Source organism: Marinobacter pelagius, assembly GCF_900114925.1.
In the GTDB taxonomy this organism is placed as follows: domain Bacteria; phylum Pseudomonadota; class Gammaproteobacteria; order Pseudomonadales; family Oleiphilaceae; genus Marinobacter; species Marinobacter pelagius.
This window is the reverse complement of the sequence record NZ_FOUR01000002.1, coordinates 549743-571336: the sequence shown is the minus strand read 5'-3', so window position 1 is coordinate 571336 and position 21594 is coordinate 549743. Positions and strand designations below refer to the sequence as shown.

Sequence of the window (21594 nt, the reverse complement as noted above, 5' to 3'; positions counted from 1 at the left end):
ATATGCGATTGTTAATTGATGCATCCGGTCTCCAACGCGAGTTAGCGACTTCGTCTGAAGAACAAGCAAGCTTATTGAAAGCGTTGGATCGTTTGCTTCATAGCCTTGTTGATGAAGATTTGCGGATTGCGCTAAGAGGGGATTTTCCGGGCGAAGCAATCCAAATCAGGAAGATGGTTTCGTACGACATTGATGCCAGCAAGGTAGTGACTTGCGCTATGCCGGAGAATCTTTCCCCTGGGACAGCTGATCAGTGGTACCGAGGATTTCTGGGCTACCTTGGGGCTGATCTTGTCGTTGATTTCGAGACAATCAGGGCTGTTCCACCTGCTGATTTATCAGAGAAATTGATTGAGCCTGCAGAGGGCCGAGTTCAGCCGACCTCGGCCAAAAAAATCGCCTTTGTGTCGCCGCTTCCTCCTTCCCGAACCGGAATAGCCGATTACAGCGCGGAACTTTTGCGGGAATTATGCGAACGTTTTTCCGTTGAAGTCGTTGTCGATCAAGACGAAGTAACTGACCCGTTCATCAGGCAGCATTGTCAGGTGCGCTCTGCCGAATGGCTGGTCGACAATCAGCATGACTATGACAGCATTATTTACCACATTGGCAATTCCGCGTTCCATGCCTATCAAATGCCCTTGATCAGGCGAGCGCCCGGCATCGTTGTTCTACATGATTTTTTCCTGGGGGATTTACAGTTTGCCCGGCAGCAGGCAGAGCCCTCAATACCGTTTTTATGGCGATCTGTATATCGCTCCGACGGCTATCGAGCTCTGGTTGGCAAGAGTGAGAACAGGCCTGCAGAGCTTATCCGTGATTATCCTGCAAATTACGATGTGGCGCGTTATTCCACAGGGCTGATCGTTCACTCGGACTTTTCTCGCCAACTTTTAAACCAGCAGTACCCGGCGATTGATCAGCGAAAGATCTATGTTATTCCTCATCTTCGTCAACCCGAGGTCAAAAGATCCAGAGACGAGGCTCGTGCGCGCCTCGGCCTGTCAGAGGGAGACTTTCTCACATGCACCTTCGGAGTTGTCGGTCCGAACAAGCTTGCGTTTGAGTTGCTTGAGGCATGGCAAGCGTCCAGGTTATCTGCAAGTCCCGGGTCAAAACTTGCTTTTGTTGGAGAGGCCGGGGGGCACTACGGAGATGATCTGAGAAAACGAATCGATAGGGGTAGTTCTCCGGAAAACGTCTGGATTACCGGGTGGGCAGAGGCAGAGATCTTTCATGATTATCTCGCGGCTGCTGATCTGGCCGTCCAGTTGCGTGCGAATTCCCGGGGCGAGACCTCCGGGACGATTCTGGACTGCATGAACTATTCCGTGCCGACAATTGTGAACGCAAATGGCTCAATGGCTGAGCTTCCAGCCGAAAGTGTCTATATGCTCAGGAATAAGTTCGATAGGGCTGAGTTGGAAGAAGCTCTCGATGCAATAGCTACGCGGCCCGAACTCGCACGGCGACTGTCTGAGCAAGGGAGGCAGGCAATCCTTGAGTATTACTGCCCAGAACTGTGTGCGGAGAAATACGCTTCGGTAATAGCTGGGCTAGTCGCAAATAGACCGTTCACGCCAAATGAAATTGTCCAAAATGCCATATCTTCGGAACAAGCTCAGGCCAATGAGGATTGCGCCAGAGAAATTTTCAGGGCCGCTGCTCTTAACTTTGGTGGCGCTCAAATACAGAGAACGGTTCATGTAGATGTTACGGCGACGGCAGCAACAGAGCTTAAAACCGGGATCGAACGAGTTGCGCGCGCTCTCCTTCGCGAGATGGCCTTGCACGGCAGAGAAGATGTTCGAGTAGAGGCAGTCGCTCTTCGTAAAACTGCCATTGGTTGGCGTTATTGTTATGCGCGGAGGTTCATGAGTGAGCTGCTCGGAATAAACGGTCTCGATCTCGACGACTCTCCAATTGAACCAGTCTCTGGAGATTGCCTGGTTGCGCTTGATGTTGCAGGGCAACCTGTCATTGAGGCGCAGCGTCAGGGTGTTTTCGATACTCTTAGGGCTCACGGGGTGCATGTTAGTTTCCTCGTTCACGATATCCTTCCTCTGATGCAGCCGGAGGTGTTCCCGCCGGGGGCAGAGGAAGGATTCAGGCAATGGCTTGATGCCGTGGGAGAGTCGTCCGACCAAATCATCGGTGTGACCAAAACGGTTTCGGATAATGTTCAGAACTGGATGATGCGGGAAATGCCCGGAAAAAATCCTTTACCTGAGTTTTTCTGGTCACACCATGGGGCAGATTTTTCGGCCTCAGCCTTTGATAGCGAAACGTCCGCCAGTGAGTTGTTTCAGTTACCGGCTCAGTCGACAGCTCCGGTATTTCTTATGGTGGGGACTATTGAGCCCCGCAAGCGGTATGACCTGGCTTTGGATCTATTCGATCAGTTATGGGAGAGCGGGGAACACCTGATACTGGTTATTGTTGGCAAGGAAGGTTGGCAAGATCAGCCCGATGACAGGAGGCGCAATATTCCTTCTCTCGTGGAACGTTTCAGGAACCATCCGCAACAGGGTAAGCGATTGTTCTGGTTTAACGGCATTGGGGACGAGGCGTTGAGCGAGCTATACCGGCGCGCAAGCGCGCTCCTGGCGCTCTCAGACGATGAGGGTTTCGGGCTCCCCCTTATTGAGGCCTCACAAAGGGGACTGCCGGTGATTGCGCGGGATATAGGCGTTTTCAGAGAGGTTGCTGGTGATGGCGCGTGGTTCCTGAGTGGCGCCTCAAGACTGGGCGAGCCCGTAGAAACCGATATTTTGGCGATGGCGTCACAATTGAGAGATTGGTTGGCCCTCTATGCCCGAAATGAGCACCCAGACCCCCGAACTATGCGTTGGAAGACATGGCGGGAGTCTGCGGATTGCTTGCTGTCGATTGTACTGAATGAGAAGAAGGTATGAGTTCTCGCCTATTGATTGGCCTTGATTCGTTGGCCGCACCTCGAACTGGAATCGGCTATTACACTGAGCATTTGGTTTCCGAGTTGATGGCCAGTGAATGTGCATACCGAATTGAGGGGGTCTTTCAAGGTCGGCTGCTTGACACCCAGGAGATGTTAGCGCTGATCGATCAACCTGAGTCTATCGGACCATCCGGGAATCCGGATGAGGGCGGCCGGAATTCACTGAAAAGAAGGCTCGTAAGCGGTCTGAAGCCAGTGGTCAGGTCTATCCCGGGGGCGTATCAGGCGCGGCAATACGTCAGAAATGTGCGATTTCGCCGAGGCCTGGGTGATATAGAAAACTGTCTGTATCACGAACCGAATTACATTCCGCTCGAAATACCATGCCCCACGGTTCTGACGGTCCATGATATGTCCCATCTCCGACATCCGGAATACCATCCGCGTGAGAGGGTGGCTTACCTGGGCAAGTATCTTCCGGGAGCTGTGAAAAGTGCCAGGCACATAATTACAGTCAGCGAGTTCACCCGCCGCGAACTCTGTCATTTTTTTCCAGAGGCAGAAGACAAGACCACCGCTATTCACTTGGGCGTTGACGACATATTCCGGGCTAGAGGCGCCGCGGAAACCAAACAGATGCTCGCCGAATGGGGGCTGGTGCATGGCGGCTACATATTCTCTGCCGCGACACTTGAGCCTCGCAAGAATCTGGCAGGCTTGGTTCGGGCATACAGCTCTCTGCCCTCAGCCTTGAAAAAAGCCTTTCCTCTGGTATTGGCCGGCGGCGAAGGGTGGAAAAACCACGAACTTAAATCTTTGCTGGCGCGCCAGGATAGTAAGGACCACCGGATTATTCTGACGGGCCGGCTGCCGCGGAGCTCTTTGGCCACACTGATGTCTGGTGCGCGGTTATTTGTTTACCCATCTTTTTACGAGGGGTTCGGGCTGCCAATTGCCGAGGCACGTGCGTCCGGGGTCCCAGTAATGACCAGTGATAGAGGGGCCACAAAAGAGGTTGCAGGGAAAGATGCGTTACTGATTGATCCAGAAGATTTTGGAGATGCCCTTCAAAAAGCGCTCGATTCGGAGACTCGGCCTGTTGAAGTGTATCGGTATTCCTGGGCTGACACTGCAAGAAAAACAGCAGAAATCTATCGGCGTGCTCTTGCCGGGAAAGTGTAAATTCAACAGGAGGTGGCTCGCGGATAAAGGGCCACCTTCAAACGGGTTAACCCTATTGCCGCAATAAAAGGGTGGAGTAGTTTGTGACTGTTAAAAAGCGAATCGTTATACATATTGGTACTGAGAAAACGGGCACGACGACGTTACAGAAGAATCTTCTGGACAATGTCGCTCAGTTGAAGGCCCAAGGCGTTCTCTACTTACACGGCGATGACCTGATCAATAGCCGGGATATTGCCGCGGCCATGCTCCCGGATTCGCAGGAGGACGATTATCTTAATTCTCTGGGTATAGGGAAAAATGCCGAAGGCCGAAGCCGATTTCGCCAGAAGATCTACGAAAAGCTCAAACGCGATATAGAAGAAGCGGGCGATAAGATCCACACAATTATCATCTCCAGTGAGCATTTTCATTCCCGGTTAAGAGATGAATCTTCGATCCTTACTCTTAAACAGTGGCTGGAACCATTTTCCGACCAATTTACCGTTTTTTGTTATCTGCGTCGCCAAGTAGATATGGTCACATCATTTTACTCGACTCTGCTGAAGGGGGGAGGGATCAAACCTTTCGACGATGTGATGGACACCATGCTGAGAGAGGATAACCATTACTGCAACTATCAGATGATGCTGGAGAAGTGGGGCAATGTCTTTTCAGAATCCTCTATGCGAGTAAAGCGGTTCGACAGGTCAGAGCTTTTGAACGGTAATATCATCGATGATTTTCTTTCAGATGTTGGCGTCGACAAAAATTGCATCGAACACAGCACTGATTCGGTGAACGAGTCCCTTACCCATTTAGGCCAATTCATCTTGAGAGAGATGAATTTAATGGATAAGGCAAGAGCTGATCGCAGCGGGAAAGTTGAGGGTTTGTTGTCACGGATCCTGCGACTTTTGAGAGTGAGGGCCACGAGGTCGAGGCTTGAGACGCTTACTCTGGACAGAGATCGCAAGCGAATTCGTAAGCAAGTGATCGAGGCGTTTCGTGGCAAGGGGCAGCAGCCGACAGTCGACGAGGCGATGATGTATCAATCCCGGTTTGATCAATCCAATGAAGCAGTCAGGAGGCGTTGGTTCCCTGAGGATACCTCCCTGTTCCCCAATGCATTCAAGGATGATACCTGTCGCCAGCTATCTGCGGAGCAGGAAAGTGCCATGTCATACACAATCAATTACTTCCAGTTTGGTGGACAGGGCGCGTCAGAGTTTACGAAATACGATGACTGTGTTGAGGCATTGAAAGAGGCCTCCCATGTGATGGAAGAACGGGACCTTGTAAAAGCGCGCAAAGTTTTGACCGTGGCAAAAGCGATCCGTCCGGGCGGTCCTGCTATAAATCAGAGATTGACGGCCATAGATCAGTTAATCCGGAAGTCGAATTAGGATTGATCCTCTGAGTTCCTGGAATTGGATCTGAAAAGCTCCTGAAATTTTTGCGATTGGAAGTTGCACGGATTAAATAGGGTAAGGGTATTTCGTGTCTGAAAAAGTGGTGTTCTTACACATAGGCCTGGACAAAACCGGTAGTACGGCCATTCAACAGAGCTGTGCACTCCTCAGTGAGGAGCTATTGGGGTATGGGTATTATTGGATACCGACAAAGCAGGTCCACCATGGCTTTGTAAGTCGTGCTGTCAAGCAAGGTGACAAGCAGGTTCTGAACGATTTAAGAAGGACGATTAGTACGTCTGACGCGAAGTGCCATTTGCTTAGCTTTGAGGGGTTTTATCGCTACGGACATCGTCACATCGAGACTTTACTGTCGGCATTTAAAGGGTTTTCGGTTCAGGTAATCATCTACCTCAGGCAGCGCCCAGACAAGATGAGCTCTGGCCTTGGCCAGCGACTGAAGTTTGAAGGTGGAGCCAATCCGGCTCTGGTTAAAGACCTTTACCAAAAGCAAGATTATCACAGCATCTTCAAACCCGAGGTTTTCGATTACCTGTCCATCGTCAAGCGCTGGGAGGACGGTCTCGCCAATTTTGAGAACAGCCGGGTGCACATAGGTATCTATGAAAAAGAATCTCTACGGCGCGGAGATCTTCTGGTCGATTTCTATACAAAAATAGGCTTCAAAGATTCTGAGATTGATCATCTGCTTTCACGCTATGAGGCTAAAAGGTCGGGAGAGGGACAGGTTAACCCCAGTTTGTCACTGGCAGCCCAGGACATGATGGCGCTTTGCTCTATGCTGACTAACGACATCGTGAAGCTCAGAAAAGTCAAGGCACTGATACAGGAATCTGATAACAAAGAAGAAAAAAATCAATCCAGGGTTCCCGAAGAGTTCTTGAGAGAGATGGACGAGAGGTTCAAAGCCGATGATGAGGCTTTGGCAAAGAAGTACTTTATGCGCGACCAACTCTTTTTAGGCGAGACTAAATTCAGACATGCAGAGGCCTCGGAAAAAACCTTTTTCCATATAGGTAACCATCTGTTGTCCAATGCTGATCAGTTCGAAGATCTCTCGGACAATAAATCAGGTCTCGACAGCTATGTTGAAACCTTGAGGCGGTCAGCTCTGCTCCTCGAAAAAATGGACCTGAATCAGGCCCTGGGGCTTATGAAGTTGGCGGCCGAAATCAGGCCTAATGGTCCCTTTATCAGGGGTAAGATCAGAGAGTATCAAGAAAAAATTGCGCAAAACATTAATAGATAACCGCAGTGGAGTGGTCCACCCGCTCTGATTGCGCTGGGAGACATGCGGTTTCTCGGCGAAAACAACAACTACTGAAACTAGACTTTTCAAAAAACGCTGGCTGGAATGACGCGGAGTAAAGGTCACTTCCGTCAATGATAAATGGAGAAGCTTTAATGCATGACTTTGGGGATTTGGTTTACTTGGACGTCCACAAAACGGGGTCAGGGTTTGTTTCCAAGTTTTTAAGTGCAATTATGCCAGAAAGGGAAGTATCTCGCAGGAAACATGCGCGAATCGGGGAACGGGTAAATGGTGAGGTTGTAACGCCCTTTAAGCCGGATGCAACCTATTTTATTACCGCTAGAAATCCTTTTTCACAATACCTATCTCTCTACAAATTCGGCCTGGCGAAGCGCGGATCGCTTTACACAACACTTCAGAAGAGAGGCAAGGCTGATCTTTACTCTGACGCTAGCGCTGATGGTTTTTTTGAGTGGCTCGATTTGGTTCTGGATCCGAAGAACAGCCACCTATTGGGTGGGAAATATAAGTTAACCGATGTTGAATCGATTGGTTTAATGTCATTTCGGTTTATTGCGCTTTCCATGAGTGACCCTCTCGCCAAAATTAAGGGCAAGAAATATTCAGAAGTGTCTGACATTTTTCACGAAAATCGAATTTGGTCTTTTATGATCCGCCAAGAAGGACTCACCGACAATCTAAAAAAGGCGGTTGATAATGAACTGGTCCCATGGATTGCTGACCGGGAGTATGCGAAGAGTGTTCTTGACGAAATGCCGGTCGATAAGCCGGGCTTGGGCTTCAAAGTGAAAGAGAGTGAGGCACCACGCGATCTGTTGCGAAGACTAATCGAAAAAGAGGATTTTCTATACAGAAATTTCTACAATGAAAAAAAGTTGGCGCTGGAAAAAATGGTTGGGTCAGTCTAGCTGGCCCTGTCTTTGAGTCAGTCCGCCCTCGTACTGGTCTAAGTTCAGCGTCAAATATTGCTGTTATCACTCTTGAACAATTGAGAGATCAGTAGTCTTTTTGAGCAACTCGTTTGTGTCTGACATCAAGCTAAGTGCGTTGTTGAAGCATTGCTTCTCAAGGCTGTTTTCGATCTTGAACAAGTTTATAGCAAGACCGATGGCTTCCGCTGATTTGTCATTCTCTGATGACAGTCCAAGCACCTTATTCCATCCGTGACCTATTGGTTCAATACACCATTTTCCCCAGTGGGCACAGACCACTTGGTTCTGATTTGAATTCCCGATCAAAAAGTTCTGCTGGTTTTTGGGCAGGGAGATCTTTATCGGGAGCAGCTTCACGGTTTTCCTGATCAGCGGCAGGTTGTCCTCGAATTGAGCCACGGCATCTTGGTCGGGGAGGGCCAGCTTAAGGTGCTTCAAGGTGTCTTGATTGATCCTGTCCCAAATCAGTTTTTTGGATCTCCTGTAGGAAGACCAGAGTGACGGTGGCACTTTGACCTCCGCAAGCGATAATCGGAAACTCTTTTCGTGTTCCGGAGCTGGCTGGGTAAAGTTGAGCCCGGTAATGTCCAGAACGTGAATGTGGAATCCACTTATAACGGTTGTCTCGATTAATGGAGGCGAGGGAAGTTCACTCGGGGTCGAGCTGAGTAGTGTCTCTTCGTGTCTGGCTTCTTGAGTTTTGTTTTTATTGAAAACTTTGACAAGAAAACTGGCATTGGTGACTTTCGATCGAGTTGTGAAGAAGAAGATGTTGTTCAGTCCTGAGTCAATCCACTTCAGGCCTTCCCGGTTGTCCATTGTGTCATCCAATTCTCTCAGGAATTCTTTTAGTTGGACTTGAACCTCATGTTCCGGCTGGAGGAATTGATAGATTTGATGGTTCTTCGGTGCTGGATTCGAAAGTGCCTGATTATGGAAAAGCAGTGCTGTCAGCCTTTGTTGGTTCCTGTTAAGAAAAAGAAATTTGTTTGCTGCTTGCTGCGCTTGGTTGAGAATTTGCCGGCCGAGGATCATGGAAAGCAGTATTGTTAATATACTGTTTGGCAAGGTGAAGAAAGCATAGTCAAGTATGATCGTGGCAAATATGAAGAAGAAGCCAGCCGTCGAGCTTGTGTTAAGAGTGGCAGGCATGCTCGAAAGGATTGCTTCTCGATTACCGGGTATAGAGATCCACAAGGTGATGATTACCAGGGTAGTCGTAAGAAGTACCGCGAGAACAACATAGAAAACTTCCGGATACAGAAAGAAAAGAGGTAAGGCAGCCAGCAGGCAAAAGCAGATGTTGCCGGCGATCTCAACGTAGTTTCTGTAGGATTTTCTGATTAAGTCATGTTGTCCTTCAAAAAGCACGAGTTTACGGTTACGGGATTCGAGCTTTGCCGCTCCTCGAGTGGTGACTTTATCGATGATCTTATTTGCAAACTGATAGAAGATATATGCTGCAATCGAGAACGTGGCGAGCATGATTATAAGCTGATCTTTTTCCATCGAGATCGGTAAGAGTCTCAGGAAGCGCGGAGTCCCATCGGAGGCCATCAGCATGACGATTTTAAGCGGTAGCAAGAACGAGGCTATGAATGCTATCTGGGCAGTCAGGGCCAGTAGGGTACCTAGAAGCGTCTCTAGAAAGTTAACTTGAAGGTACTTTGCGCCAAAAAGTAAAGGCCACGGTAAAGACCGTGAAACTGCATCACTGATATTGGATTTTGCCTGCCGTTTTTTTAGCTTCATGTGTCGCTTTTATAATCCTCGGGTATTAAGTGGCGTCTTTTGCAAAATATTGACCCCGCGGGGCAGTGCCGGACTGCTTCATTTGGGAACGGTCGCGAATCGTACTTTTGCAGTTATCGGCATGCCAGTGGCAACGGTAAAATCAGAACACAGCTAAAGCCCGGAGCCAGTTTTTTCTGGTATATTGCAGCCCAGTCTAATCTTATGCGTTTCAAAGGATCTAGTTTTGAGCAATAACATTGTCTGGCACGAACACAAAGTTACCCGCGCTGAGCGCGCTGAGCCCAAGAATCAGAGACCTTGTCTGTTGTGGTTCACCGGCCTCAGCGGTTCCGGAAAGTCTACCATAGCCAATGCACTTGATGTCGCTCTCTATCAGCGGGGGTATCATACGTTTTTGTTGGATGGGGACAATGTTCGTCACGGCTTGAACCGTGATCTGGGGTTCTCTGATTCGGACCGTGTAGAAAACATTCGGAGAGTTGGCGAGGTGAGCAAGCTATTCGCTGATGCTGGATTGATCGTGCTGAGTGCTTTCATTTCTCCGTTTGCCAGTGATCGCCGTTTGGTTCGTAACCTGTTCCCGGAAGGTGAATTCATCGAGGTATTCATGAATACCCCGATTGAAACCTGCGAACAGCGTGATCCGAAGGGGCTGTACCAGAAGGCTCGTGCGGGTCAGATCAAGGACTTCACTGGCATCGACTCGCCCTATGAGATTCCAGAACATCCGGAGGTTGTTCTGGATACCTCTGCGCAAAATGTAGATGACTGTATTGAACAGCTCATCCAATACCTCCAGGACCGGAAGCTAATTCTGGAACACAAAGGCTAGGGGAGGCTCCCGATGGAATGGGAGGCGATTTTTACCCTGGGGCTTCTGGGAGCTGTACTGGGTACGTTGGTCTTTACCCGGGTATCGGCGGATTTGACGCTGATGGCAGCGTTGGCTCTGTTGGTAATCTTTGGTGTCCTGACGCCAGCTTCTGCCTTGGCCGGGTTTGCTAACCCCGGCGTCATTACGATTGCCACCCTTTATATAGTGGCGTCGGGTTTGAAAGAGACTGGCGCAGTTCAGTGGATCGCGCGGAAATTGCTGGGGCATCCCAAGTCCACTAGTGGCGCACAACTGCGCATGGTGGCTCCTACCGGCATCCTGAGCGCATTCATGAATAACACCGCTGTGGTGGCGATGTTTATTCCGGCCATTCAGGATTGGGCCCAGCGGCTTCAGATACCTGCCTCGAAGCTTCTTCTTCCCCTTAGTTACGCTGCAATCCTGGGTGGGACCTGCACTCTCATTGGCACCAGTACCAACCTGGTAGTGGATGGCATGTTGCAGAGTCGGCTGGGGATCAATCTGGGTCTTTTTGAGCTGGCCTGGGTGGGTGTGCCCCTGCTTGTGATTGGTGGTGCTTTCCTGGTGTTGTTTGGCTCTCGCCTGTTGCCTGACCGTGGTGGCCTGGACGAGGAACTCGAGGCCGTCCGGGAGTATGGGGTCGAAGTCGAAGTGGCGAGCCGGGGGCCGCTGGTGGGGAAAACGATTGCCGAGGCCGGTCTTCGTGCGTTGAATTATGGTTATCTGACCGAAATTGACCGGCAGGGGCGTTTGATTACAGCAGTGGAGCCTGATCGTACTCTACAGGCCGGTGATAAGTTGTATTTCGTTGGGGCGCCGGAATGTGCCAGTGAGCTTCGGCGCATCCATGGTTTGAACCCGGCCAGTGGCAATGTGCACAAGCTGGATATCGCCAATCACCAGCGTTGTCTGGTGGAGGTGGTGCTTGGACCCGAGTTCCCGGGGCTGAACAAAACGGTGCGGGACAGTCGTTTCCGCAGTCGATTTAATGCAGTCATTCTGTCGGTCTCCCGTGAGGGCCGTCGGGTGCCAGGCAAGCTCGGTGATATTGAGTTCAAGATGGGGGACACTCTCCTGCTTGAAGCCAGCAATGAGTTTGCCGAGCAGTACAAGTTCCGACGGGACTTTTTGCTGGTGAGCGCACTGAACGATTCGACACCCCCCGACTTTCGCAAGGCACCCCTTGCCTTGGGGATTTTGTTGGCGATGGTATTGGCCAGTGCCAGCGGGTTGCTGAGTATTATGGAGGCTGCTTTCATGGCGGCTGGTGCGATGATCGTTTCGCGCTGTATCACGGCAAGTCACGCACGGCGCAGTGTGGATTTGCCTGTGCTGGTGGTGATTGCGGCTTCCTTTGCCCTTGGTAACGCGATGTCGGAAACCGGAGCGGCGGCTACGATTGTCGGTACCTTGCTTGAAAATGGTGAGGGATTTTCGCCCTGGTTGGCACTGGTTATGATTTATGTGCTGACCGCCTTCTTTACTGAAGTGATAACCAACAACGCTGCTGCGGTGCTGATGTTTCCGATCGCGTTAGCGCTTTCGGAGCATTTGGGGGTCAGCTTCCTGCCTTTTGCGGTGGCGGTGATGTTTGCAGCTTCGGCCAGTTTCATTACTCCGTTGGGGTATCAGACCAATTTGATGGTTTATGGTCCGGGGCGGTATCGATTTACGGATTATATGCGGATCGGTGTGCCTCTGAGCCTGTTGGTTGGGGTGATTGCTGTGACGCTGATTCCGGTGTTTTGGCCGTTTTGAATGTGAAGAGAAGTTTGGGGGCAGAAGAAAGCGTTCTTCTTACCCTTCATTGATCGTTTAAAGGTTTACCTATGTTACATCCAGTTATTCTCGCTGGCGGAACCGGCTCGCGGTTATGGCCACTTTCCAGGCAGTTGAACCCCAAGCAATTTTTAAAACTCGTCGATCGGGATCGGTCGATGCTTCAGGCCACATTGGGGCGGTTGGAGGGCGTAAAGGCCTCTGACCCCACAATTATCTGCAATGATGAGCATCGATTTCTGGCCGCCGAGCAAATGCGCCAGGCGGGGTGCACTCAGTCCCGGATCATTCTGGAGCCTATGGGGCGTAATACCGCACCGGCCATTGCGCTGGCTGCGTTGGAGGCGACTGCAGGAGGTGATGATCCAGTTCTCTTGGTGCTGGCGGCGGATCACCTTATTGCCGATATCGATGCCTTCCAACAGCAGGTGGCGGTAGCACTACCGCTGGCGGAGAAGGGCAAGCTGATTACCTTTGGAATTGTTCCGACTTGTCCTGAGACCGGATATGGTTACATCCAGAGAGGCGTCGAAGTCGGTGAGGGTGCGTTTGCGGTATCCCGGTTCGTTGAAAAGCCGGATCTGAAGACGGCTACAGAGTATGTGGCTTCCGATGAGTATTTCTGGAACAGTGGCATGTTTATGTTTCGTGCCAGCCGTTATCTCGAGGAGCTGAGAAAGTTTCAGCCGGATATTCTCAATGCCTGTCATTCAGCCATGTCTTCCACGACACAGGATATGGACTTTGTGCGGGTTGATGCTGGGGCCTTTGAGGTTTGCCCCGAGGATTCGGTCGACTACGCCGTCATGGAGAAAACAAAAGACGCTGCGGTTGTGCCTCTGGATGCGGGTTGGAGTGATATCGGCTCCTGGTCTTCTTTATGGTCAGTAAGTGATCGGGATACGAAGCGCAATGCTCTGTCCGGTGACGTGATAGCGGTGGAGACTGAAGATACGCTGGTGCGCGCCGATCACCGGCTGGTAGCCACTCTAGGGGTAAAAGACTTGGTGGTGGTAGAGACCAAAGACGCAGTATTGGTGGCGCACAAAGACAAGGTTCAGGATGTGAAGAAAGTGGTGGAGCGACTGAAAAGCGATTCCCGCCACGAGCACATCAATCACCGGGAGGTTTATCGTCCTTGGGGGATTTACGATTCGATTGACGATGGTCACCGTTACCAGGTGAAACGAATTACCGTGAAACCGGGGCAAAAGTTGTCCTTGCAGATGCATCACCACCGTGCCGAGCACTGGATTGTGGTGAGTGGCACTGCAAAAGTGACCAATGGCGAGGATTCCTACCTGGTGACTGAAAATCAGTCCACTTATATTCCTATTGGCCAAGTGCATACTCTGGAGAATCCTGGCGTGATCAACCTGGAATTAATCGAAGTGCAGTCGGGTTCCTATTTGGGAGAAGATGATATTGTCCGGTTCGAGGATCGTTACGGGCGGGAGTAAATGAATGGGCCGATGAATTAATTCATTCGACCGCGCGGTGATTTGGTCTTAGGTGGTGTCGATTTACGGATTACTTGCGGAGCGGTGTGACGCTGAGCCTGCTGGTTGGGGTGATTGCTGTGACGCTGATTCCAGTGTTCTGGCTATTTAAGAGTGATGAATAAAGTTGGGGTCAGAAGAAAGCTTTCTTCTGACCCCTGGTTAATGACACGGATTGTTTGAAATGATCGAGATTAAACATCATGGGGCCACGTCTGGAGTGACGGGCTCTTGCCATGAATTGAGTTTGCATGTGGGGTCAGATGAAAAACGCGAGCGTTTTTCATCTGACCCCGACTTGGATACTACTCCTGAATCTGAGGGCGACCGCCACGGCATCCTCATCGACTGCGGCCTCTTCCAGGGCCAAGATGAAGGCCGAGAGGCCTCCGCCGCCGACCTCACTATTGATTTCCCCATCGACCACATCCGTGCACTAGTCGTAACTCACGTGCATATCGACCACGTGGGCCGGATTCCCTATCTATTAGCTGCTGGGTTCGAGGGGCCGATTATCTGCTCCGAGCCTTCGGCGGTTATGTTGCCCGAGATCCTGGAAGACGCCCTGAAGATTGGTTTTACCCGGGACCGGAGTTTGATCGAGCGGGTGCTGGGGCTGATTCGGGAGCGTGTGGTGCCGGTGCCTTATGGGCAGTGGCATTCGGTGTTTGAGGAGGGTGAGTGTTCGCTTTCAGTGCGGCTTCAGAGGGCTGGACATATTCTGGGTTCGGCGTATGTGGAATGTGAGGCCCGGGTTGGGGATCTTGAAGAAAGGATTGTGTTCTCCGGAGACCTGGGGGCGCCGCATTCGCCATTGTTGCCGGAGCCGAAATCGCCGGAGCGGGCGGATCGGTTGGTGATTGAGAGTACCTATGGGGATCGTGATCATGAGGATCGGGAGACTCGGCGGGACCGGTTGAGGGCGGTGCTGGAGAATGCGCTGGCGGATGGCGGGACGGTTTTGGTTCCGGCGTTCAGTATTGGGCGGACGCAGGAGTTGTTGTATGAGATTGAGGGGATTATTGCTGAGGCTTCGTTGAAGGTGGGGTCAGATGGAAAACGCGAGCGTTTTTCATCAGACCCCTTGTTCGACTGGGAGCACCTGGAAATCGTCGTGGACTCGCCCCTGGCCGCCAACTTCACCCAGATTTACCGGGATCTGAAACCCTTTTGGGATGCAGAAGCCCAGGAGTTGGTCCGATCCGGCCGGCATCCACTGTCCTTTGATCAGCTCACAGTGATCGACTCCCACGAAGACCACCTGAATGCTGTCGAGTACCTGGCCAAGTCCCACCGTCCCTGTGTGGTATTGGCTGGATCCGGCATGTGCGCTGGTGGCCGGGTGGTGAATTATTTGAAGGTGATGCTCGGTGATGACCGCAATGATGTGCTCTTTGTGGGTTATCAGGCCGCTGGTACGCCCGGGCGTGATATTCTTACCTTTGGCCCGCGAGGTGGTTGGGTTGAGCTGGATGGTGAGCGGTACGATATCCGTGCCCGGGTTCATCAGGTCGGTGGTTATTCGGCCCACGCGGGGCAGAGTGATTTATTGAGGTTTGTTGAGGGGATTCCTGAGGCGCCAGGGGAAATTCGGATTGTGCATGGGGATACCGAGGCCAAGAAGGTACTCGGTAAATTGCTTTCGGAGCGATTGTCGTCGCGGATTTTGATTCCGGCACTTTGAAATCGGTTGGTAATCTCTGAGAATGGTGCCTTCAACAGCGCTACTATTGGCTTCGGATTAAAAATATATGTTCAGAGACAAGACCATCCTGGTGACCGGTGGAACAGGCTCATTTGGCCACAAGTTCATTCCGATGACGCTGGAGAAGTATAACCCCCGGAAGATTATTGTTTTTTCCCGGGATGAAATGAAACAGTGGGAAATGGCCAAGCTGTTTCAGGGCGACGACAGGATGCGTTTCTTTATCGGCGATGTCCGGGACCGGGAGCGTCTATATCGAGCCCTGGATGGCGTGGATTACGTGGTTCATGCTGCGGCCACAAAGATTGTTCCTACGGCCGAATACAATCCGTTCGAGTGCATCAAGACCAACATCAACGGGGCGATGAACCTGATTGATGCCTGTATCGACAAGGGTGTAAAGGGTGTTGTTGCGCTTTCCACGGATAAGGCGAGTAGCCCCATCAACCTGTATGGCGCAACCAAGCTGGCCTCCGACAAGCTCTTTGTGGCTGGCAACTCTTATTCCGGTGGCCATGAGACCAAGTTTTCCGTGGTGCGCTACGGTAACGTGATGGGCTCGCGGGGATCTGTCATTCCGTTTTTCATGTCGATCAAGGACCAGGGTGTTCTGCCGATCACCGACCCGCGCATGACGCGCTTCATGATTTCCCTGGAGCAGGGCGTGGAACTGGTCTGGCATGCGTTTGAGGATATGGTCGGTGGCGAGATCTATGTGAAGAAGATTCCGTCCATGAAGGTGACGGATCTTGCCCGCGTAGTAGCCCCGGAGGCGAAGCAGGATGTGGTCGGTATTCGCCCTGGCGAGAAGCTCCATGAGCAGATGATCGGTGCCGAGGACTCCTATTTCACCTATGAATACCCCCAGCATTTCAAGATCCTGCCGAACATCAACAACTGGGGATCCTGTGAGGAACGGATCAAGGACGGCAAAAAAGTTGAGGAAGGCTTCGTCTATTCCAGCGACAACAACGCCGAATGGATGACGGACGAAGAGCTGCAGGCCTGGATCGACGGCCACTTCAATGAAATCGGAAAGATCTGAGCATGATTCCCTACGGCAAGCAGGAGATCACCCAGGCCGACATTGATGCCGTGCTGGACGTGCTGCACTCGGACTTTCTGACCCAGGGCCCCAAGGTGCCCGAGTTCGAGGCGAAGGTGGCCGGCCATGTGGGCGCAAAGCATGCCCTGGCGGTGAATAGTGCCACCTCGGCCCTGCACATTGCCTGCCTGGCACTCGGGTTGGGGGCAGATGATTGGTTGTGGACCTCGCCGGTTACCTTTGTAGCGTCTGCCAATTGTGGGCTGTATTGCGGAGCCCGGGTGGATTTTGTCGATATCGACCCGCAGACCTATAACCTTTGCCCGAAAGCACTGGCTGCCAAACTGGAGCAAGCCGAGCAGGACGGGCGGTTGCCGAAGGTTGTGGTTGCGGTTCATCTGTGTGGTCAGTCCTGCGACATGGCAGCCATTCATGCGTTGGGCCAGCGCTATGGTTTTCGGATTATCGAAGATGCTTCCCATGCGATTGGCGGCAAGTATAAAGGCGAGTTCATCGGTAGCGGTCGTTACAGCGATATCACGGTATTCAGTTTCCATCCGGTGAAGATCGTTACCACTGCCGAGGGTGGCATGGCGCTGACCAATGATGATCATCTGGCCTCTCGGATGAATCTTCTCCGCAGTCATGGCGTGACCCGCGACCAGAGCCTGATGACCCATGAGCCGGACGGCCCGTGGTACTACCAGCAGGTGGAGCTGGGTTTCAATTACCGGATGACCGAACTGCAGGCGGCTCTGGGCGTGAGCCAGATGGACCGGCTGGATGATTTTGTGGCGCGTCGGCATGAACGGGCGACACGTTATGACCGATTGCTGGCGGATCTGCCGGTGACCATTCCCTGGCAGCATCCGGACAGCTATTCGGGGCTGCACCTGTACGTGATTCGACTGCAGCTCGACAAGATCAACAGGACGCACCGCCAGGTGTTCGAGTCCCTGAGAGAGCAGGGCATCGGGGTAAACCTGCATTACATTCCCGTCCACACCCAGCCGTATTATGAGGCCATGGGGTTTGCTCCGGAGGACTTCCCCGAGGCCATGGCCTATTACCGTGAGGCCATCAGTCTTCCCATGTTTCATGGCCTGGAAGAAGGACAGCAGGATGAGGTTGTCCGGGCGTTGGAGCGGGCGCTGGCATGACGGCCACGTTGTTGCTGCAGGCAAGGACCAGTTCATCCCGGCTACCCGGAAAGGTTTTACTGCCGGTAGGTGGAATGCCTCTGGTGGTGCTGGCCGCCCGTCGTGCCGGTAATACCGGGCACCGGGTTCTGGTCGTCACTTCTCATGAATCCTCGGACGATGTGCTGTGCGATGTTCTGCAAAACTGGAGCACTGACTGTTTCCGGGGCGATCTGGAAAATACCCTCAAGCGCTTTGTCGATGCCCTCGAAGGTGTGCCGGACGAGCATGTGGTGGTGCGCCTGACCGGGGATAATGTCTTCCCCGATGGTCGCTTCATCGATGAGATGCTCGAGGACTTCGAAAGCCGGAATGTCGCCTACCTCTGTTGTGGCGGAGAGTCGTCGGGGCTTCCTTACGGTGTCAGCGCCGAGATTACCCGGGCCCGGTTCCTGCGTGAAGCTCACCGGAATACGGACTCGTCCGCTGACCGTGAACACGTAACGCCATGGGTTATCAGGCACTACGGCCGGAACACGTTCGACCGATACCACGCCCGTGGCATGGCACAGTACCGCTGTACCGTCGACACACTGGACGACTATCTGTTGGTTTCCAAAGTGTTTGCTGGAACCGGGGATCCCGATTATGTCCCGCTTGAGGCGCTGCTGGAGAAACTGAAGCAGGCCACGGCTGACATCGTTACGCCTGTTCCCGCAGGCCGGATGGTGCTGGGTACCGCCCAATTCGGGTTGGACTATGGCATTGCCAACCGGGAAGGGCGGCCCGGGCAGGATGTGGTGACCTCGTTGGTGCGTACTGCCATCTCCAACGGGGTAGAGTACCTGGATACCGCACGAGCCTATGGCGACAGCGAAACGGTCGTCGGGAAAGCCCTTGCCGGAGGCTGGGGTTCCAGAGTCAGGGTTATTACCAAGCTGTCTCCGCTGGCGGATTGTCCCGCGGACGCCAGCCCTGATGTCGCCAGGGCCTTTGCTGAGCGCAGTGTTTATCAGTCCTGTCATGCTCTGGGAGTGAGCAGTCTGGATGTGCTGATGCTGCACCGGGCCAGTCACCAGGAAGCCTTCGGAGGCGCAGTCTGGGATGCGCTTCTTGGGCTTCAGCAACGAGGCGTGGTTGGTGAGCTGGGCGTTTCCGTGCAGTCTCCGGAGGAGGCGTTGGCGGCCCTCGAACATGAGTCAGTGTGCTTTATTCAGCTGCCATTCAATATCCTGGATTACCGGTGGGATGAGGTTGTCGAGAAGGTTGCCCAAGTCCGTCGGAACCGTTCCGTTGTAGTTCATGCTCGCAGCGCCCTGTTACAAGGATTATTGACGACGGACGCGGAAGGTTTGTGGCGACGGGCTCGCTGCGCGAATGCTTCGGAGGTTGGGAGCTGGCTCCGAGCCAGGGCGGCAGAATACACGAACGGTGATGTGGTTGAGCTGTGTCTGCGGTTTGTGTTCTCCCAGCCCTGGATTGACGGGGTCGTTGTTGGGGTCGACACCCGGGAGCAGTTGGTGGATAACCTTATTAGATCCGGTGCCGAGCGCTGGGATGACAACGAGTTGACGTCGATACTGAGGGATCGTCCGCGCGTTTCAGAGAACACTCTTGACCCCGCAACCTGGGAGACTGCCAATGACTGAACTGCCACAGCGATTTTCACTGGAGCAGCGTCGCGTTCTGGTCACCGGGGCTACCGGGTATCTGGGTCAGGCCATGGCCCGTGGTCTGGCGGAGCTGGGGGCGACGGTGTTGGTTCATGGTCGGAATGCCCGGCGGGTGGAAGAGATCGTTGATTCGCTTCGGGACATGGGATTTGATGCTTTGCCGGCAATTTTTGATCTCAATGATGATCAGGCGGTCCGGGACTGGTTTGCACGGTATGGTGAGTGTGCCCTGCATGGCCTCGTGAATAACGCCTATGCCGGGGGCGCCGGAGCGATCGAGACGGCGACAGAAGATGACTACCGAAACAGTTACGAAGTATCCCTGGTAGCCGCCCATCGTTTGGTGCAGCAGGCACTTCCTTGCCTGCGGGCTGCGGTTCGGGAGTGTGGGGGTGCGTCGGTTGTAAATATCGGATCAATGTATGGCATGGTCAGCCCCGATCAGAGGATTTATCCGGGCAAGGCCGCAGCCAATCCGCCATTTTACGGTGCTGCAAAGGCCGCGCTGTTGCAATGGACCCGCTATGCGGCTTGTGAGTTCGGTGCTGAGGGAATTCGGGTGAACGCTATCTCACCCGGCCCCTTTCCATCAGAAGATGTGCAGGCTGCCAATCCCGAATTCGTAACGACCCTGGCGGGCAAAGTGCCCATGGGCCGGATTGGCCAGGCGGACGAAATTCAGGGGCCGTTATCTTTTTTGATGTCGGATGCCTCCAGTTTCGTGAATGGTGCCAATCTTGTGGTTGATGGGGGCTGGACGTGCTGGTAGTTCTCCGGGCGGATGCTTCCATTGAGATCGGCACTGGCCATGTGATGCGCTGCCTTACGCTTGCGGATGAACTCAAGCGGCAGGGGCATCAATGCCTTTTTATTTGTCGCGAGCATGAGGGGCATCTGGGGGAGCTCATTGTCAGCAAAGGGTATGAACTTTATTTGTTGCCCGCTTCCCGGAGTTCTAAAGAGCAGTCATCCGAGAGGGCGAAAAATCCCCATGCCGATTGGTTGGGCGTTTCCTGGCAGCAGGATGCAGAACAGACCCTGGAGGTGCTGTCTGCAGTGGAGGCCGATTGGCTGGTGGTTGATCATTATGCCTTGGACGCCCGGTGGGAACGGCAGGTTGTAGCGACCGTAGGCCAGATTCTCGTGATTGATGACCTTGCCGACCGGGATCATGAGTGCAGCTTGTTGCTCGATCAGAATCTTGGGCGTGTGGCTTCAGATTATGATCAGAGAGTACCGGCTCACTGTGTTCGCCTGATCGGTCCGGAGTATGTGCTGTTGCGCCCGGAGTTTGCGCGGCTTCGTCAACGTAGTCTGAAACGCCGCCAACAGCCGCAACTGAAGAGCATACTCATTTCGCTCGGTGGTATAGACAAGACAAATGTCACCGGACAGGTTTTGCGAGCAATTGCAGAGTCGTCGCTGCCATCCGAGATCAAGCTGGATATCATCATGGGCGCTGCCTCGCCCCACCTCGAAGAGGTCCGGGATCAGGCTCAACGTCTGCGATTCAGTGTAACCGTGAGCGTAAATGTCAGCGATATGGCTGAACGTATGTGCGAGGCTGACTTGTCCATTGGGGCAGCGGGGAGTACATCCTGGGAGCGTTGTTGTCTTGGGTTACCAGCCATCGTTGTGGTGCTTGCCGATAATCAGCGGTTAGCGGCGCAAGCTCTGAAAGAAGAGGATGTCGCGATCATTGTGGATAGCGGAGAATCGGTGCGCACTGTTTTAGACAGAATGATGACCGATGGCAGCCTGACAACCAGTTTGGCCTCAATGGCGAGAGCAGGTTCTGAGTTGGTTGACGGTATGGGCTGCAACCGAGTCGTTTCTGAACTGACAGGTAGGAGTGCAGGATTTTGATGTATTCAACATTGCAGTTCGGATCACTCAGGCCGATCCGGGATAGTGAATTAGAGTTGATGCTCTCGTGGCGTAACGAGCCTTCGGTCAGGCAGAACATGTACACGACCCATGAAATTGGGCTTGAAGAGCATCTTGCCTGGTGGGCAACTACTAAGGATTCTCCTCGCCACCGCTATTTTATGTACGAATATGAGGGAAGACCCGCGGGCATCGTCGGCTTCACCGGAATTGACCGAGGAAATCAGAACGCCTCTTGGGCATTTTATGCATCGCCTGAGGCTCCGAAGGGTAGCGGCAGCCGTATGGAAGTGCTTGCTCTTGATTATGCGTTTGGGGAGTTGGGGCTCCACAAGCTGAGCTGTGAAGTTCTGGCCTTCAATACGTCCGTCATAAGGCTCCATGAAAAATTCGGTTTCCAGGTTGAAGGTGTTCTGCGAGATCAGCACAAACGCGGCGACGAGTTCATCGATGTATACCGCTTGGGGCTGTTATGCAGGGAGTGGGCAGACGCTCGTGATGAAATGATTGCCAAACTGACAAGGCTTTCCAAGGGCTAGA

The 21594-nt window shown here is 52.7% G+C and carries 16 protein-coding genes; 15 read left to right on the top strand and 1 reads right to left on the bottom strand.

Annotation, left to right across the window (positions count from 1 at the left end; genetic code table 11):
- The first annotated feature begins 2 nt into the window (after positions 1-2).
- The 5 genes from BM254_RS06830 (at position 3) to BM254_RS06810 (ending at position 7692) form a co-directional block, all read left to right on the top strand.
- Entirely contained in the window at positions 3-2915 is a 2913-nt protein-coding gene (locus BM254_RS06830; protein WP_092000620.1) for a glycosyltransferase, read from the top strand.
- Positions 2912-4099: a glycosyltransferase family 4 protein gene (locus BM254_RS06825; protein WP_092000617.1), complete on the top strand. Its 1188-nt coding sequence runs from the start codon at positions 2912-2914 to the stop codon at positions 4097-4099. The genes BM254_RS06830 and BM254_RS06825 overlap by 4 nt, the downstream gene beginning before the upstream one ends.
- An 83-nt stretch (positions 4100-4182) precedes the next feature.
- Entirely contained in the window at positions 4183-5484 is a 1302-nt protein-coding gene (locus BM254_RS06820; RefSeq protein ID WP_092000614.1) for a hypothetical protein, read from the top strand.
- Positions 5485-5578: 94 nt separating this feature from the next.
- Positions 5579-6760, top strand: a complete 1182-nt coding sequence (locus tag BM254_RS06815) for a hypothetical protein (protein ID WP_092000611.1) — start codon at positions 5579-5581, stop codon at positions 6758-6760.
- A gap of 155 nt (positions 6761-6915) precedes the next feature.
- Positions 6916-7692: a hypothetical protein gene (locus BM254_RS06810; RefSeq protein ID WP_092000608.1), complete on the top strand. Its 777-nt coding sequence runs from the start codon at positions 6916-6918 to the stop codon at positions 7690-7692.
- Between the two features lie 66 nt (positions 7693-7758).
- Here BM254_RS06810 and BM254_RS06805 read toward each other — a convergent pair whose 3' ends face one another.
- Entirely contained in the window at positions 7759-9468 is a 1710-nt protein-coding gene (locus BM254_RS06805; protein ID WP_092000606.1) for a hypothetical protein, read from the bottom strand.
- Between the two features lie 226 nt (positions 9469-9694).
- Between BM254_RS06805 and cysC the strand changes: the two genes are divergently transcribed.
- From cysC to pseH, 10 genes are all read left to right on the top strand, one after another.
- Positions 9695-10303, top strand: coding sequence for an adenylyl-sulfate kinase (gene cysC, locus BM254_RS06800; RefSeq protein ID WP_092000603.1), 609 nt, complete (start codon positions 9695-9697; stop codon positions 10301-10303).
- Between the two features lie 12 nt (positions 10304-10315).
- A complete protein-coding gene (locus tag BM254_RS06795) occupies positions 10316-12085 on the top strand; it encodes an SLC13 family permease (RefSeq protein ID WP_092000600.1) in 1770 nt (589 codons plus the stop codon).
- A gap of 71 nt (positions 12086-12156) precedes the next feature.
- Positions 12157-13566 (top strand): mannose-1-phosphate guanylyltransferase/mannose-6-phosphate isomerase, encoded by a 1410-nt coding sequence (locus BM254_RS06790; protein WP_092000597.1) that lies wholly within the window; start codon positions 12157-12159, stop codon positions 13564-13566.
- A 223-nt stretch (positions 13567-13789) separates the two neighbouring features.
- Positions 13790-15289, top strand: a complete 1500-nt coding sequence (locus tag BM254_RS06785) for an MBL fold metallo-hydrolase RNA specificity domain-containing protein (protein ID WP_092000595.1) — start codon at positions 13790-13792, stop codon at positions 15287-15289.
- A gap of 67 nt (positions 15290-15356) precedes the next feature.
- Positions 15357-16355 (top strand): UDP-N-acetylglucosamine 4,6-dehydratase (inverting), encoded by a 999-nt coding sequence (pseB, locus tag BM254_RS06780; RefSeq protein WP_092000591.1) that lies wholly within the window; start codon positions 15357-15359, stop codon positions 16353-16355.
- Positions 16356-16357: 2 nt separating this feature from the next.
- The gene (pseC, locus tag BM254_RS06775) at positions 16358-17515 is read left to right on the top strand and encodes a UDP-4-amino-4,6-dideoxy-N-acetyl-beta-L-altrosamine transaminase (RefSeq protein WP_092000588.1); all 1158 of its coding nucleotides are present in this window, start codon (positions 16358-16360) and stop codon (positions 17513-17515) included.
- On the top strand, positions 17512-19143 hold the full coding sequence (locus BM254_RS06770; protein ID WP_092000585.1) for an aldo/keto reductase: 1632 nt from the start codon (positions 17512-17514) through the stop codon (positions 19141-19143). The genes pseC and BM254_RS06770 overlap by 4 nt, the downstream gene beginning before the upstream one ends.
- Complete coding sequence (locus BM254_RS06765) at positions 19136-19936, top strand: SDR family NAD(P)-dependent oxidoreductase (RefSeq protein ID WP_092000582.1); 801 nt, start codon at positions 19136-19138, stop codon at positions 19934-19936. The genes BM254_RS06770 and BM254_RS06765 overlap by 8 nt, the downstream gene beginning before the upstream one ends.
- The gene (pseG, locus tag BM254_RS06760; RefSeq protein ID WP_092000578.1) at positions 19927-21033 is read left to right on the top strand and encodes a UDP-2,4-diacetamido-2,4,6-trideoxy-beta-L-altropyranose hydrolase; all 1107 of its coding nucleotides are present in this window, start codon (positions 19927-19929) and stop codon (positions 21031-21033) included. The genes BM254_RS06765 and pseG overlap by 10 nt, the downstream gene beginning before the upstream one ends.
- Positions 21033-21593, top strand: a complete 561-nt coding sequence (gene pseH / locus BM254_RS06755; RefSeq protein ID WP_092000575.1) for a UDP-4-amino-4,6-dideoxy-N-acetyl-beta-L-altrosamine N-acetyltransferase — start codon at positions 21033-21035, stop codon at positions 21591-21593. The genes pseG and pseH overlap by 1 nt, the downstream gene beginning before the upstream one ends.
- The last annotated feature ends 1 nt before the right edge of the window (position 21594 follow it).

Bases quoted from the DNA above. Each gene is read 5' to 3' on its own strand.
- BM254_RS06790 (WP_092000597.1), top strand. From the start codon at position 12,157: ATGTTACATCCAGTTATTCTCGCTGGCGGAACCGGCTCGCGGTTATGG.
- pseH (WP_092000575.1), top strand. From the start codon at position 21,033: ATGTATTCAACATTGCAGTTCGGATCACTCAGGCCGATCCGGGATAGT.
- BM254_RS06830 (WP_092000620.1), top strand. From the start codon at position 3: ATGCGATTGTTAATTGATGCATCCGGTCTCCAACGCGAGTTAGCGACT.
- BM254_RS06810 (WP_092000608.1), top strand. From the start codon at position 6,916: ATGCATGACTTTGGGGATTTGGTTTACTTGGACGTCCACAAAACGGGG.
- BM254_RS06825 (WP_092000617.1), top strand. From the start codon at position 2,912: ATGAGTTCTCGCCTATTGATTGGCCTTGATTCGTTGGCCGCACCTCGA.
- BM254_RS06765 (WP_092000582.1), top strand. From the start codon at position 19,136: ATGACTGAACTGCCACAGCGATTTTCACTGGAGCAGCGTCGCGTTCTG.
- BM254_RS06795 (WP_092000600.1), top strand. From the start codon at position 10,316: ATGGAATGGGAGGCGATTTTTACCCTGGGGCTTCTGGGAGCTGTACTG.
- pseC (WP_092000588.1), top strand. From the start codon at position 16,358: ATGATTCCCTACGGCAAGCAGGAGATCACCCAGGCCGACATTGATGCC.
- BM254_RS06770 (WP_092000585.1), top strand. From the start codon at position 17,512: ATGACGGCCACGTTGTTGCTGCAGGCAAGGACCAGTTCATCCCGGCTA.
- BM254_RS06805 (WP_092000606.1), bottom strand. From the start codon at position 9,468: ATGAAGCTAAAAAAACGGCAGGCAAAATCCAATATCAGTGATGCAGTT.
- BM254_RS06785 (WP_092000595.1), top strand. From the start codon at position 13,790: ATGATCGAGATTAAACATCATGGGGCCACGTCTGGAGTGACGGGCTCT.
- pseB (WP_092000591.1), top strand. From the start codon at position 15,357: ATGTTCAGAGACAAGACCATCCTGGTGACCGGTGGAACAGGCTCATTT.